Origin of the sequence: Rhizobium sp. 'Codium 1', assembly GCF_020889605.1 — a bacterium.
GTDB lineage: Bacteria > Pseudomonadota > Alphaproteobacteria > Rhizobiales > Rhizobiaceae > Allorhizobium > Allorhizobium algae.
Window position 1 is genome coordinate 122,519 of sequence record NZ_JAJGPW010000006.1, and the last position, 15,204, is coordinate 137,722.

At 60.2% G+C, this 15,204-nt stretch carries 11 protein-coding genes; 5 read left to right on the top strand and 6 right to left on the bottom strand.

The features are described 5' to 3' along the window. Nucleotides 1-63: 63 nt before the first annotated feature. Entirely contained in the window at nt 64-1,239 is a 1,176-nt protein-coding gene (locus LJE98_RS15510) for a glycosyltransferase (protein ID WP_229576124.1), read from the bottom strand. A gap of 376 nt (nt 1,240-1,615) precedes the next feature. Between LJE98_RS15510 and LJE98_RS15515 the strand changes: the two genes are divergently transcribed. Genes LJE98_RS15515 through LJE98_RS15525 form a run of 3 tightly spaced genes read left to right on the top strand, consistent with a single transcriptional unit; the run spans nt 1,616 to nt 6,179 of the window. Further along, on the top strand, nt 1,616-2,884 hold the full coding sequence (locus tag LJE98_RS15515; protein ID WP_229576125.1) for a polysaccharide biosynthesis/export family protein: 1,269 nt from the start codon (nt 1,616-1,618) through the stop codon (nt 2,882-2,884). A gap of 35 nt (nt 2,885-2,919) precedes the next feature. Next, entirely contained in the window at nt 2,920-5,235 is a 2,316-nt protein-coding gene (locus LJE98_RS15520) for an exopolysaccharide transport family protein (protein WP_229576126.1), read from the top strand. An 11-nt stretch (nt 5,236-5,246) separates the two neighbouring features. Beyond that, nucleotides 5,247-6,179, top strand: coding sequence for a glycosyltransferase family 2 protein (locus tag LJE98_RS15525; protein ID WP_229576127.1), 933 nt, complete (start codon nt 5,247-5,249; stop codon nt 6,177-6,179). Between the two features lie 95 nt (nt 6,180-6,274). Here the strand turns inward: LJE98_RS15525 and LJE98_RS15530 are convergent, their stop codons facing one another. The 5 genes from LJE98_RS15530 to LJE98_RS15550 form a co-directional block, all read right to left on the bottom strand. Beyond that, nucleotides 6,275-7,108 (bottom strand): methyltransferase, TIGR04325 family, encoded by an 834-nt coding sequence (locus LJE98_RS15530; protein WP_229576128.1) that lies wholly within the window; start codon nt 7,106-7,108, stop codon nt 6,275-6,277. Between the two features lie 16 nt (nt 7,109-7,124). Then, on the bottom strand, nt 7,125-8,609 hold the full coding sequence (locus LJE98_RS15535) for an oligosaccharide flippase family protein (protein WP_229576129.1): 1,485 nt from the start codon (nt 8,607-8,609) through the stop codon (nt 7,125-7,127). A gap of 393 nt (nt 8,610-9,002) precedes the next feature. Continuing rightward, nucleotides 9,003-9,677, bottom strand: a complete 675-nt coding sequence (locus LJE98_RS15540; RefSeq protein ID WP_229576130.1) for a sugar transferase — start codon at nt 9,675-9,677, stop codon at nt 9,003-9,005. Between the two features lie 223 nt (nt 9,678-9,900). Beyond that, on the bottom strand, nt 9,901-11,283 hold the full coding sequence (locus tag LJE98_RS15545; RefSeq protein WP_229576131.1) for a hypothetical protein: 1,383 nt from the start codon (nt 11,281-11,283) through the stop codon (nt 9,901-9,903). Between the two features lie 57 nt (nt 11,284-11,340). Further along, entirely contained in the window at nt 11,341-12,513 is a 1,173-nt protein-coding gene (locus tag LJE98_RS15550; RefSeq protein WP_229576132.1) for a glycosyltransferase, read from the bottom strand. A gap of 220 nt (nt 12,514-12,733) precedes the next feature. On the opposite strand from LJE98_RS15550, the gene LJE98_RS15555 reads away from it, so the two are divergent. Together LJE98_RS15555 and LJE98_RS15560 are read left to right on the top strand one after the other, a co-directional pair. Next, the gene (locus LJE98_RS15555; RefSeq protein WP_229576133.1) at nt 12,734-13,684 is read left to right on the top strand and encodes a glycosyltransferase family 8 protein; all 951 of its coding nucleotides are present in this window, start codon (nt 12,734-12,736) and stop codon (nt 13,682-13,684) included. 71 nt (nt 13,685-13,755) lie between these two features. Next, nucleotides 13,756-15,132, top strand: a complete 1,377-nt coding sequence (locus LJE98_RS15560; RefSeq protein ID WP_229576134.1) for a glycosyl hydrolase — start codon at nt 13,756-13,758, stop codon at nt 15,130-15,132. Nucleotides 15,133-15,204: the final 72 nt, after the last annotated feature.

Genomic DNA, 15,204 nt, shown 5'->3' on the forward strand with positions numbered 1-15,204 from the left:
GGGTAACATCCGATTGCCCTTATGGGCGGAAGACACCGAACGCCGTCGCCCCGACAATCGCGCTCAGTGCAGGGGCGCGTGGCTCACACCTTCGAAGACGGGGGCGAGCGACGTCGCATATGGTTTCACGTCGACGACCGTATGGCGCTCCGAAAGCGCCTGGTCGATGATCCGTTTCATTCCGGCCTTGAAGTTCGCAACGCTGAACTGGGCCGCGTGAAGCTGGATGAGTTCGGGGTAGAAGCTGTGTTCCATGGTCTCGAAGAGCTCGATGGAATCGGTCAGGGACTCCACCGTCTGTTCCTTGAACAACACGCCCGTGTGGCCCGGCACGATCGTATCGAGGGCGCCGCCCCGGCCATAGGCGATCACGGGTCGTCCGCTCGCCATGGCCTCGACCGGCACGATGCCAAAATCTTCCTCGCCTGGGAAAATCAGCGCGCGGCAGCGGGCGAGATAGTCCTTGAGCTCTGTGAAAGATACCGGACCTGTGAACCGGATCGTCGGTCCGGCGATCCGCTTGAGCGCCGCGATATCCTGGCTGTCGCCATCTCCGACCACCACAAGGTTCCGCTTGAGCTTCGTGAAGGTGCGGACGGCGAGGTCGACACGCTTGTAGGGCACGATCTGGCCGGCACAGAGATAGAAGTCGTCAACACTTGCCACTGGTGCGAATTCGGCGACGGCGACGGGTGGGTGAAGCACCACGGAAGAGCGGCGATAGTATTTTGCGATACGGCTGGCGACATGGTGGGAATTGGCGACGAAGTGATCCACCCTCAGGCTCGAATTCGCATCCCAGGCGCGCATCAAAGGCGCGACCAGTGGCATCATTATCCTCGCGACAAACCCGGCATTGCACCGATACAGATGATAATGATCCCAGATGTAACGCATCGGCGAATGGCAATAGCAAATGTGTACCGCCTGAGGCGGGGGGATGATCCCCTTGGCCGGTCCGGATTCGCTCGACAGGATCAGGTCGTATCCGCTGAGATCGAACGCCTCGAGCGCAAAGGGCATCAGCGGCAGCATCGACTGGTACCGCTTCTTTGCCCCCGGAATACGCTGAAGGAAGGATGTGAAGATCCTGTGTCCCCTAAGCTTGTTGGAGATCTTATCGTGGTCGCAAACCAGCGTGAAGATATCTGCCTCGGGATACATGTCGCACAGCGCCTCGACGACTTTCTCGCCGCCGCGCATCGACACCAGCCAGTAATGGACGATCGCTACCCGCATGCTTGTAATTCCCGTCAGTTGAGCATCGCACCTTAGGCAGGTGGCCGCCCCTACGCGAAGAACGCCCTAAGGTCAGCCAAGGGAACAATCCCTTCGAGATCGGGGAGAATTCTCGGCCGAAGGAAGCAGCCTCAGGGGAGATGTAGGCGTCGTGCCTCATCCATTTGGAGTGGGGACTTAGTCGCTCCTACCAAAAGTGACTAGGTCGTGACGAACCGCAGAGAATTTACTCGTGCGGGCAAGCCGCGATGATGGGAGCTGGAAGACCTCAGCCCCGGGATGAACCCCGTTGGCACCGGTACGACAATGACGGGACCGCACCATGCCGAAACCATTCACCGCCATGCCATCGAGGCCCGGAAGGCCATCCTCGAGAATGTTGGGGCTTGCCGTTGCAGGCGTGTTCTGCCTGTCCGTAGAGGCAAGCATCGCAGCCGAGGTACCGTTGACGCCGCTGACCCAGTTGCGGGTAACCATCGTGGAGTGGATCGCGTCTACCGGGGAGTACAAGGAATGGACCCCGCTCAACGGACAATATGTGGTCTCTCCGTCCAGCACCATCGCGATCCCCCTGCTCGGGGAGTTCTCCGTGGAGAACGAAACCCCCAGCCAGGTTGCGGGCAAGATCAGCGCGCTTCTCAAACAAAAGACCGGATTGGCCGAACCTCCGGCAGCATCTGTCGAAGTCGTTCGCTACCCGATGTTCTATGTATCAGGCGCCGTAGAGCGGGCCGGGGAACTCGAATATCGGCCCGGCCTCACTGTGACCCAGGCCGTCGCCATGGCCGGCGGGCGAGAGCGACGCACGGATGCCAATGGTTCCCGCGAACTCGAGCAGTTGCGATATGCCGGTGAGCTCAACAGCTACGATCTGAAGCTCAATCAGCTCATGGCAAGACGGGCCCGTCTTGAGGCGGAACTGGCGGAGCGCACCCGGATCGAATTCCCGCCGGAACTCGCCCACGCACGAGACGGAAGTGCCGGGAAGATCTTCGTCCAGAGCGAGACCGACCTCTTCGTCGCAAGGGCGGAGGCGCTGAAACGCCAACTGACCTCGCTCTCCGAGCTGCAGGTTCAGCTCCAGAACGAAGTCAACGTTTTGAACGAAAAGACGGCGGTTCAGGATCGCCAGATCGCAATCGCCGAGGATGAACTAGCGAGCATTTCATCCCTCGTGAATTCAGGCACGCTCGCCAAGTCGCGCGAGACCGCCCTCGAGCGGGTCGTGGCGGATCTGAGCAGCGCCAAGCTGGACCTCGTGATTGCCGCCATGCGTGCCAGACAGAAGCTGAGCGAAACCGAACGCGATGCGATTGCCCTCAAGGGCCAACAGCGCACCGAAGCCGGCCGCGAACTCCAGGAGATCGTCGCCGAATTCGAAGACACGAAACTGAAGCGCAACACGGTGATCGCCCTGCTGCAAGCCGCAGGTGCTGCCGTCTCCCGCGACGCGGCACGCGTAGCGGCAAATACGCAGGCCCTCGAATACTGGGTGACCCGGGCGGGCGGAGACGGCATCGCCGTGAGGCTGCCGGAGTCGGCGGAACTGGCGCCGGGAGACGTGCTCGACGTGCGCTACGATATATCCGCAGCCACCGTTGCCAGCGCCTCGCCCCCGGCAATCCTCGCACAGCCCTCACAATGATCGCCGGATCCTGAGCCTTGGAAAGGATAGAGCAGATGGCAGTCCACGAGCTTGCAACGATCGACGGCCTTCCCGCCCCCGACAGGTCGGAAGCGTTGAGATCGGAGGCCGTATCGTTCCGCGACCTGGTCAACTTCCTGCGTCGCAACGCGCGGCTTATGGCGCTGTCGACCGTAGTTGGGCTTTTGCTCGGCGTCATCTACATCGCGAAGACTCCATCCAGCTACGAGGCCCATGCGCGTCTCGTCATCGACCCGGAGCAGAGCCGCATTCTGTCCCAGGACGCGACCACCGGCACGGTTATCATCGAGTCGGCGGAAATCGCCAGCCAGGTGGAGATCGTCAAGTCGGAGGCAATTGCCGCCGACGTCATTGACAGACTGGGTCTCCTGAATGACCCGGAGATCGTCAGCACCTCGTCCTTGTACGGATCCTTCCGTCGGAATCTGGCATTGGCCATCGATTTCGTCTCTGGCGGCAGTGGGCCCGATGAGACGCCGCAAACGGACGAGGAACGCATGCGGCGAACCATGGAGGGTTTTCTGTCACGTGTGTCGGTGCGCCGCGTCGGCCAATCCTATGTTCTTGAAATCGGCTATCGATCAGGAAATCCCGAGAAGGCGGCGGTGACCGCCAATGCTCTTGCCGAAGCCTATATCCGCAATGGCATGAACGATCGTGCCGCCGCTGCCAAACAAGGCGCGCTCTGGCTGGAAGGGCGCCTCATGGAGGTCGGCCGAAAGGCACGCGAAGCGGCACTTGCCGCCGAGGAGTATCGGAACCAGCACGACATCACTGCCATGGCGAACGCCACGACGCTTGATCAGCAACAGCTCTCCGAGGTCAGCAGCCAGATGTTGGCTGCACGAGCCGCAACGGCAGATGCTTCGGCGAAACTGTCGACGCTCACCAGCATGATCCAGAACGACTCGACCGATGCAAGCCTGCCGGAACTCGTGGACAATCAACAGCTGATGAAGTTGCGCGAGGAAATGCGCCTCGCGGAAACGCGCCTCGCCGGGCTGAAGGAACGCTACAGCGCTGGAAATCCGGCCATCACGGCGGCGGCGGCCGACATTGCCAGGATCCAGTCCAGCCTCGTCGACGAACTGCGTCAGGTCGAGGCGCTGTATCGCTCGAACCTCGAAATCGCCAGAAGCAGGGAGGCGTTGGCCGAGCAGCAGTTTGCCAGTGCCAACCGCCAGGGGGCGGACAAGAACATCGCACGCGTCGAGCTGGCCGAGATCGAAAGCCGCGCAAGCACCTACCGGCAGATATACGAGAGCATACTGCAACAGTTTGTCGGCGCCTTTCAGACCCAGTCCTTCCCGCTCGGAAAGGCCCGCATCGTCACGCCGGCAACCGAGCCGCTGAGCCGCACCTGGCCGAAACCCTCCGTACTCCTGCCCTTTTCAATGGTTCTGGGCATGTCCTTCGGCCTGCTCGCGGCCGTCAGCCGTCACGTGCTGGATCGGCGTGCAGGGTCGGGAGAACGCCTCCAGCGGGAACTCGGCCTCGCATCGCTGGGGCATGTTCCGATCTACCGGCAGAATGGCCGAGCAGGCGTCGACACGGAAAACCTCCCGGCAACCCTATTGCCGCTCAGAGCGGTTCTGGACACGCCATATTCGCCCTTCTCGGAGGCTTTGCGAGGCGTGAAGAACTCGCTCGACTCTCTGATACCGGCGGACGGCTCGATGGTCGTCGGCGTCACCTCCGTCGGCAGCGGTGAAGGAAAGACGACGATTGCCACCAATCTCGCACAGCTCTTCCAGAATGAGGAGCAATCGGTCCTTTTGGTCGATGCGGACTTCGTTTCGGCGAGGTTGACCCGGCTGGCCTACAATGCAGCGCCGGACTTTGCGATCAAGCCGATCGCAGCCACAATGCTGGGCGAGCAGTCGGAGGGCGCTACAGTATCGCGGCTCCCTCGTTCGCCGCGCCATCCGGAAAGGGTCGTGATCGATCACGATCCCGACTATGGCTCCGAAGAGAGCGCCGTTCCGGTTCCCTTGTTGACGGTGGAGCAGACACGCCGCATGGCCGTCGCTCCTTATCGCTACGGGCACCTGTCCGCTCTCAAGGAGGCCCTGGCGAAGCTGAGAACGCAATACAAGCTGATCATCGTCGACATGTCCGGCTTCGAGGAATCGGCTGACGCTCGGGCGATCTGCTCACATGTCGATGGCATCATCCTGGTGATCGGCAACAGCCGGAAACTGACCATCGAACGTCTGGCAGACGCGCTCAAATCCTTCGGCCGCTCGCGGATCTCGTTGCTCGGCGTAATCTCGAACCGCAGCAGTTCAGGCTCGGGACGTCGATCCTCCTTCAGGGGAATGTTGGGATAAATGTGCAAACGATGAAGCCCAGGTCGCTGCCTCCACTCAACAATGCAACGCTCTTTCCCGCATTGACCATAGTCGTCGGCATACCGAGTTCCGGACGTCGGGAGATCGTTTCCGCCGTCATTCCCGATCTGGCGCGCCAGAACAGAAAACCGGATCAACTGTTGATCTGCGCACCTGCATCTGACGATGTCGATATGGCGGCATTGGCCAACCTGCCCTTCCCTGTCCAGTTCATAAAGTCGGAACCTGGCCTCTGCCGCCAACGCAACGCCATCATCGACGCGGTTCCAAACGCTGACATCATCCTCTTCCTCGACGACGACTTTCTGCTCGCACCCACCTACATTGCCGAGCTGGAGAGCCTGTTCTTGCGAAATCCAGATGTCGATGTCACGACCGGGACTGTGCTTGCCGATGGCGCGACAGGTCCGGGAATTCCTGTCGATGAGGGGCTGGCGCTCTTGCGCGATGCGCATACGCCCGCTGAAAACCTTTCCATACGCGAGACCTATAGCGGCTACGGATGCAACATGGCCGTCCGCATGTCGACGGTGCATATCTGCAGGCTGCGCTTCGACGAGAAATTGCCCTTCTATGGCTGGCTTGAGGACGTCGACTTCAGCCGCGTTGTCTCCCGCTTCGGCCGCGTCGTGGTTTCCCCCCACCTGCTCGGCGTGCATCTGGGAACCAAGACCGGCCGAATGTCCGGCCTGCGCCTCGGATATTCGCAGATCGCCAACCCGATTTACCTCGTCGGCAAGCGGTCGATGACCTGGCGTCACGCGCTCACTCAGATGACGAGGAACCTCGCCTCTAACGCGATCCGAGTCTGGCGTCCGGAACCATGGGTCGATCGGCTGGGAAGGCTGAAAGGAAACCTCCTTGCGATCAGCGATTTCCTCAGAGGACGATTGTCACCCCAGAACATCCAAGGCATTGACTGAGGATAGGCGCAGCCTTGCTTCGACCGAAGCAACGAACGCGGCACCAGCGTCTATCTGCAGCCGCGGATATTACCAATTCCGTGAGCCCGCGGCATTCAAGTCCCACGAGGTGTCAGCCTGAAATAAAAACCGGCACTTTCACTTGCTCCGATCTCCGGATGCGTGTCGATGAGATGCGACAGCGCCGGAATGGACCAGCGATCGACCTGCTCATAGCCGAGCCTCTGAAGATCCTGCACGAAGCTTGCTTCGTCGCGCATCTGATAGGGCACATAGGCATTTCCGATGCGCTCGAGCGTGACGACAGGTTTGCCGTCCCGACGGAAGGACACCTTGTTCAGCAGCAGATGAGGAGGCAGTCGGGGAAGGTCCGAGAGAAGGCTCGACAGCGGTCGGTCCAGATATTGCATCAGACCGGATCCGAGGAACACCGGAAGCGCGGGGGCTGCCGACAGATCGTCGATGAAGCGCAGCTGCGTTATCCCCTCCTGCGCCGCGCGGCGACGCCCGGCTTCGGCGATCTCGGGCAATTCATAGATCACCCACGGGTAGCTGTCTGACAGACCGAGGAGCCCACGAAAGGCGCGAAACTTGGTGCCCATATGTCCACCGGCATCCACGAGCCCCTCGGCTTCGTCGCGCAGCCGAGCCAGCCAGAAAAGCACCGGATAGTCCCACGGAGCGACCTTGCACATTTCGTCGAAGGAGACCGGTGCTACCTCCTGATGATTGTAGCCGGCAAGCCTGCCGGCCTTGTGGGCAGCAGCATTCGCTTCCTCGAACGAGCGATATGCGCCTGTAAATCGGCGGGGCAGTGGCGACAGATAACGCAGCCTGCCGCCAAGTGCCCTTGCCGGCTTCACAGCCTGACCAAGCGCGGATTCAAGGTTGCGAAACACGGTGCGGGCAATCCTTTTGACGAGGGCCACGCAGCGCCCCATTCCTTCATACTCTGTTTGCAACATGCTCAATGCCGTCACCCCAGTTTGTCGTTCCAGCAGGCAAAAACCTGCGCGAGATCTTGTAGAGCAGAGCGATCGTGGCGCCATAGGCGAGACAACCGGCCAGCATCTGCAGGATATTGAAAGGCAGACCACCCTCGATCGAATGCGTTCCCACCTTGCCCAGCAAAACGACGACACAGGCCATCGCAACCGATCCCAAAAGGGGTAGCAGGCAGCCTCTCAGGACGCTGCGCCACTGGACGGCTCCGTATCGGCTCTGCAGCCAGGCGGAAACGAGGAAGGAGAAGACAGCCGCAATCAACTGCCCGGCGGCTGCGGCCACCACGCCCAGCGGCGAGAAGACGAGGATGAGCCCCACAGCGACCAGACTGTTGACGAGGATCGCCGTCGGAACCTTGCGGATGGCGTCGCCAAGCGACAGCAAAGGCTCGGTCACATAACCAGGGACGAGCAGGATCTGCTTGATGGAAAGCAGGCTGACCAGGATCGCTGCCGGAGCCCATCCGGCGCCGAGCAAGATGTCAACCAGCGTGCCGGACATCAGGGCGAGGCCGAGGTAGATCGGAGCCGAGATCATCATAAGCAGGATGACGAAACCGGTCGCCTTGCGGCCAAGTGCGGGGGACGCACCTTTTCCTCCGGAAGCAACACCGCCATCGGTCATCGCAACTTTCCGGAACGAGCTCCAGGCGATCTGCCGTGCCGGCTCTGCGACAATATCGGAGAAAGCGGAAACGATGCGTTCTGCCGCACGGTAATAGCCAGCATCCGCAAGGCCAAGCACGCTACCGACGACCAGCGTGCCCGAATAGGCCCGGATGAGAACGAGAGCCCGATTGTAGGTGATATGTTTTGAAAACTCGAAGAGTTCGCGAAGGAAGACAAGCTTGATCTTGAGCGCAGGAAGCCATTTCAGAACAGCCAGCGATGCGACCATACCGACCACCTGGCTTACGAGCTTTCCAGCCGCCAGGGCATAGATATTCCAGCCATGGAGCAGACCGTAGATGGCGACGATCATTGCGCAGCATTCAGCCGCAATACGAATGATGCTGAGTTCCTTCAGCCGCGCGTCCGCAATCAGCATGCCCTCACAGACGGACGAAAACGGCGTCGGCAGCAACCAGAAACTGAAAATGACGACGAGCCAGGCCTCGGCTTTGAGATCGAACTGAATATCAAGGATTGCTGCCGCGCTGAGACCGACGACGGTTGCCCCCATGCCCGCAATCAGGGCCACGGTGGCAATCTGATCGAGCCGCCCGGCTTCATGCGTCGTCTTCATGACGAATTCCCGCCAACCGCCCTCCGCCACGACGACAAGCAGGGTAACCAGGGCAGCTGTGTAGGAGAAGAGCCCGAATTCGGCCGAGTTCAGCACCCTCGCCGCAATGATGAAGGTCGCAAGTTGGCTGACCTGCATGACCACTTTGGCGGTGAACGTCCACATGGCGCTGCTGAACATGGTCTGGCCATCACGCCTCCATCGCCCGAGAAGGCCATCTCGGGTAAGCCACGTGCAAGCCTTTGCGAATATTCCTGCCATCGGCATTCCTGCCTTATTCATCTTCTACGTTGTGCTGAGTGGAAATGCGTTTCGGGTTCCCTCTCGCGGCGTTGAGGATCGGGGATGACTTTAGATTTTGTTAACCATTCTGCGGTGTAATTCAGGTTTTAAAGGAAGCCCGGACGGTTCAGGCGCTCTCGTAACCGGCCCAAGGATTCTTCAAGTCACGGCGCTGGCGAGAGGCACATCAATGAGCGAGATTGCTTTGAGACTTCAACTCAGATGGCTCGTCCTTCTCTTTTGCCTGAGCTTTTGGGTGGCTGTCGCCTACTGGGCACTCTGACCGCGGTTTCAACGGTCGTTTCGAGCGAAGAGAACGACGATGATCGTCTTCATGATGATCGACAGATCCGTGCGCATCGAACATGATTTGTAGTATTCGACATCGAACTGAATACGTTCCTCGTAGGACGTGTCCGGCCGCCGCGAGACCTGCCAGAGCCCGGTGAGGCCGGGCGTCATGGCGAGATAGCAGTTCAGGTTCGGACCGTATCGGTCAAGTTCGTCAGCAACGATCGGACGCGGTCCAACGATGCTCATGTCCCCTGCGAGGATATTGAAAAGCTGCGGCAATTCGTCAAAACTCGTGATCCTCAGCAGCTTGCCGAGCCAATGGATGCGGGGGTCGTTCTTGAGCTTCTGACTGTTTTCCCATTCCTGCCGCCGCTCCGCATCGGTCTCCAGGAGTTCGGCCAGAACCTTGTCGGCATCTTTGCGCATGCTGCGAAATTTCAGGCAGGAAAACGACCGCCCACCGCGACCAATTCTCTTGTGGCGGAAAATGATCGGTCGGCCATCGATGAGCAGCAGGGCGATTGCGATGACCACCAGAGCAGGCAACAGGAACAGCGCTGCCAGCAGCGAGAAGACAATGTCGAACACGCGTTTCAGGCTCCACCGCGAGATCTCCGGCGGCGCCACGAGCTCAGCATCACGCTGGGCAAAATTGTCTGAATACAGCGACATTCCCTGTCCTTTCGATACCCATAGGCTGCCTTCCAAACTGCTGGGAAGCAATTGATCCAGGCAGGCAACGGTTAGGCCGATAGGGGTAGATCCGCCGCCGATCCTCGGCCGAAAAGGCGAACGCGGCGGACAATGTCGCTCGTCCGACCCATCGGCAGGTCTGGGTTGGAGGAAAAGAAATCGAACTCGGAGCGCAGACCAGTGGTCTCTGCGGTTCGGACCGTCAGGCCGGCTCGGCTGCCGGGCCCCTGACACCGTGAGGAACCGCACTTCGCAGTCCCGCCATGATGAAGAAGACCAGCCCAAGGTCCACGGTTGAGCCGGAAATCAGCGCGCCAACGATCAGGCAAAGACACCCATTTCGAGCCGCGAGCCCGACATCGGCCTCATATGTTCGCGGCGTCCCGCGCGGCATAAGAATCCCGGTCAGCAGGAACAGCAGGAAGAACAGCGTTCCCGGCACGCCGACATTCGACAGCAAGGCGACGGCAAAGGACGAGGTTCTGACCGTGCCCAGGCCGACCCCCAGACCATAGGAATCGAAGAAATTTGAAATCCCGGACGCGTTCCAGCTTCCCCGCTCGAGAGCCGACAGGGACGTCGGTTTGCTGAGGATGATCACATCGATGAAATTATAGACCAGCTGATAGACGTCACGGCTCAGGACCAGCACGAAAATGAAGAGCAGTGCCGCAATCGGGAAAGCCAGGACCACCGCAAGGCTGGCCCGCGTCCCGGTGGGACCACCGCATCGGAAGAGGCTTGTGGCATAGAGTATGGCCAGACAGACCGGCAGGCCCGCGATCCCACCAGACGATGTGGAGCGAACGATCAGGATGCAGGATGCGATGAATAGAAACCCGCTGACCTTGTTGTGCCGACCACAAATCCACAATGTCCCGCAATAGCCGATCACCGCCATGCTGGCGCCGGCAAAGGCCGACGCCTCCGGCCACGAGCCGATGATGCGTCGCATGCCGGCCACCAGTTCGTCCGCATGAAACGTGTAGGAGGCATTCCGAATATAGGCGAAGAGACCCTCGATAGGCGTACCGGGGCTGATCAGATCCGCGATCCCGAAAAATACATTGGCCGCACCGAAGCCCATCAATCCGATCGCCACATGCCGGAAACCCTTTGGTGTCGAAGCAACCGCCAGGATCAGAGTGAAGGTCACGAGGTCCGCGAAGAGATAGACCGCCTGGGTGAAATTGCCGCTGACCGGGCCGAGAGGAATGGTGCCATTGATGCCGGCGCCAGCCTGTGGACCGAGCGGCACGATGGTCATCGTATCCTGCAACAGGCGCGGAGCAAAGTAGCCGGCGAGTACGCCATAGAGCACCAGCAAGACCAGCCAGGCGAATGGCTGGGACCGAAGGGCACGATCGACCGTTGAACTCGGATTGCCGTGCAGCATCAGCGTCGAGAGCAGAAGGAGACCGAGAAAGAGGTGGCCTGGCTGGATACCGGTCGAGCCGAGTAGAAGCGCTGCGGCACCGCCGAGCACCGGAAAGATGGAGAAGGCGATGACCGTCGGACCGCTACCCCGCAGGAGGCAGAACACGCCGACCAGCAGTGTCACTATGCCGATAGGCTCAACACCCATCCACGCCCCCTCGATTGCGGCAGAGAATGATCTCCGGCAGGAATACCCGTCCGACGATCACGCCAGTGTCTTCACAGTTTGCACTGCGGCTGTCGCCGTTTGCAACTCCGCCCCCTCGCGCAGGATATCGTGGCTGATCCGGACATGGTTGTGAATGTACTCGTCTGCCCCCAGCCCGCCGGGCCCCATGCGTCCCTGCGCGCGGACCGCCATCTTGCAAGCCTCTTCGGGGCAATCACGAACATGAAGCAGCGCTTCCAGCAAGGCAGATCTATCGCCCGGAGAAACGTAGATGATCTCCTTGTCGGAGAAATAGTGCCGCAATCCGCCGGTATCCGAGGCGATGACCGGAACACCGGCAAGAACCGCTTCCTCGATGGCCGTGATCCCGCTGGCATGCAGGTTTTCCTGCAAGGGGACGCAGACGACGCTGGCAGCGTCGAACCCGTCGGTCAGTTCCCGGGTCGATTTCGCCAAGCGGACTTCGACATTGGGAATGCCCGCGACCAGCCGCCTGGGCACGGTACCGGACAGGATGGTCAGTGCAAAATCAGGCTGCCCTCTCACCACGTCGACCAGCGTCCTCCAGTCCCGATGCCTGTCATTGCCAATCGCCAGGATTTTCATCGGCTTCTGGTGGCGCACCTTTGGCGCGACCGTCGTCTCCGCCGGGATCCCGAAGGAAACGAGACGCAGATCGGAATCGGGAAACAACGTGTTTGCAACCTGCATATTGGCAGGCGATAGGAAGGTCAGGACGTCGACCCGCTTGATCAGGAAGGAATACAGGTACCGCTTCGGCGCGGAGAGCATGTTCCAGGAATCGAAGAGCCAAACCGTCTGCCCGATGATCTTCGTTCGGATGCCCCTGAGCCTCGCCACGGCTGCGACAGCCAGATACTGGGATTCCGTATGGGTCCAGATGACGTCTGCATTCTCGAATTCATGCCGCTGGCGCCAGGCATGCACAAAGTCAAACCCCAGCAGCAACCTGAGGCCATAGCGGAGCATCTTGCCAGCAAGCGTCTCGCGGTGAGCCTTTGAAAATGACACGGTGCAGCCGAGCGCGTTCGCCCGCCCATAACCATAGGGCGTGTCGTCATTGATCCCGACAAGACTTCCGTCCGCAAAGCCCGCTTTCCAGCGACCGGCATCCTTGTTTTCCGCGAGATGAATAAAGACCCGAAGCTTTGTATTGGACGTCTGGAGATCGACATGACTGACTGACATCGAGCTCACCCGAAGCAAGAATGGAACAAACTTGGCCGCCCGAACGAATATGACATGACCCATCCGGGCTGCTGCCCGTGAGACCCGTCTGAAGTGAAGCCGCACGGTGGCTGTTGTTCTGCTTAACACGGCCCGCCTGACGGGAAAACTCTCCTATCGGTCATTGCCGGGGCGCTTGATAGCCTGTACTTTTGGATGAGGTGGACAAAGGGATTTCGACTTGAATATCCAGTGCATTGTCTATGTGACTGACGAAAACTATTTCTTCCCCACAGCTGTCTCGGCACGCCAGGCCAGAGATGCGGCTTCCTCGTCGACAGACGTCGTCATCGTATTGACAGAGCGCTTCAGCCACAGGGACGAAGCGGAAGACTTCTGCAAGTCATGCGGCATCATCTTGCTCGATTGCTCGCAGTTCCTGGCCGGAAGATTCGACAAAGTTGACCGGCGGGAATTCGGGGCTCGCATCAGCATCGCGGCAATGGGCCGCCTCCTCCTTTCCGATCTGCTTCCCGAGCACTATCGCCAGGTCATCTATATCGACAGTGACACGCAGATTGTCGGTGACCTCGCCGCGCTGGAGGAGGTGGAAGTCCCCAGGGGCAAGGTTCTTGCCGCATTGGACTACATGTCCATCATGGAGGCCGCCCGCACGGGAAAACCACAGAGCTATTTCAATTCCGGTGTCCTGAAATTCGATCCCACAGACTGGATCGGCCCTGCGGCCTTTCAGTATTTCAGCGAACACGGGGGCCATCTTCATGATCAGGGCGCGCTGAACACTGTCGCGGGTGACGCCACGATCTTCATGTCCAACCGGTGGAACTTCCCGAGACAGTTTCTCCACCTCGCCGAGGAATACCCGACAATCATTCACTTCGCATCCCATCCCAAGCCTTGGGATGGGGTATACTTCCCATGCTCGCGCCGAGAGACCGTCGTCTACGATCAGGCCTTGAAAGCCTATCCATCTCTCAGACATTTCGTCCGAAAGGTCTCTCTGCCCAGACGTTTGGCGTATCGCCTGCGCTCGATTCGGGACCGAATAGCCAATTATCTGCCCTTGCCGCGACGTGGTACAGATCCGGAGGCCATTCGACGCGTGGTTTGCGACTGGCGCGCCGACCAGACAGCGCTATCGCCTTCCCGCCATGTCGATGCGCCAGTCTAGCCAGAGGACGTAGGTCGAGACGTCGGGGCGGCTGGCCCGGCTGGCGGATCTGCGAGCGAGGAGAGCACCGGATGACGAATGCAAGAGACACGAAGCCCGGATATCTCCGGACGGTCGCCAAGCTGGCGGCGGGTGTCATTCTGACGATTGGCGGGACGCCCACGATGCCTGCGGCAGCCGCAGAAGTCCTGGCCCGGCCCACCGCCACCTTCTTGGACAGCATCGGGGTGGTCTCCACCTTCGAGGACCGCGGACAGCCTTATGAGAAAACGCTTGAAATGCTCCGCTTCGGCGGCTTTCGGTGGCTCCGCGGCGGAATTGAAGGTCTGAGCGAGGACGGCCCCCTGAAGATCGACAGTTTCTTGCGTCTGCACAAGGAAGCGGGCGTAAAGATCAGTTGGGGGCTTGGTAGTGGAATTGGCGACCTCGATCGCCTGCTGTCGACCGGACGAATCCTGGCCGAGGCCGGCGCTCTCCTCGCCTTCGAGGGCAACAACGAGCCGAACAACTGGCCAGTCACCTACAAGGGGCGTGAGGGCGGTGGTCGGGCATCCTGGCTGCCGGTGGCCGAACTCCATGCCGATCTCTACCGCGCCGTCAAAAGCGACCCCGTACTGGCCGACTACCCGGTATGGTCGGTTTCCGAACCGGGCGCCCAGACGGACAATGCCGGCCTGCAATTTCTGGAGATCCCTGAAAATGCAGGTACCTTGATGCCGTCAGGCACCCGGTTTGCCGACTACGCAAACGTCCACAATTACCTTTATCACCCGAATGTGCCGGACCCGGCAGATAACAAGAGCTGGGATGCAGCCGATCCCACGAGTGCCACATCGGTCGATGGCCTCTTTGGCAACTTCGGCAGGACATGGGCCAATCGGCACAAGGGATACCCTGAAGCGGCCCTGGCAGACCTCCCCCGCGTGACGACCGAGACGGGTGTGGCAATCAAGGGTGCGGTGGATGAAGCCCTGCAGGGTGTCAATCTGGTCAACCTCTACCTGTCTCAATTCTCGCGAGGATACAGCTACACCTCGGTCTATATCCTGCGTGACCGCACGGACGAGCAGGGAGCCCAGACCTATGGCTTCTTCCGGCCGGACTTCACCCCGAGGCTGGCGGCCAACTACCTGCGCAATCTCACCCGAATCCTTGCCGATTCCGGTCGCCGGGAAGCACCGGACCGACTCGATTACGAGATCAGCCCGCAACCTGCGACAGTCCATGACCTGCTGCTACAGCACAGTGACGGCGCCTTCCAGCTGGTCATCTGGGGGGAAGCCCTGGTGGGCGAGAGCAAGGTTCAGGTCACCTTCCTCGAGAAGGCGAAGCAGGTGGAACTATACGATGCCATCAAGGGCAGCACGCCAATTGAGACATGGACAGACACATCGCAAATCGAACTTGGCGTGAGCGACCATCCCCTGGTGCTTAAACTCGTGTTCTGATGCTGGTAGCGGACCTGATCGGGAGGAAGGCTGACCAAATGAAAAAGAGCCCGACATCCTCAAGGGTGGCGG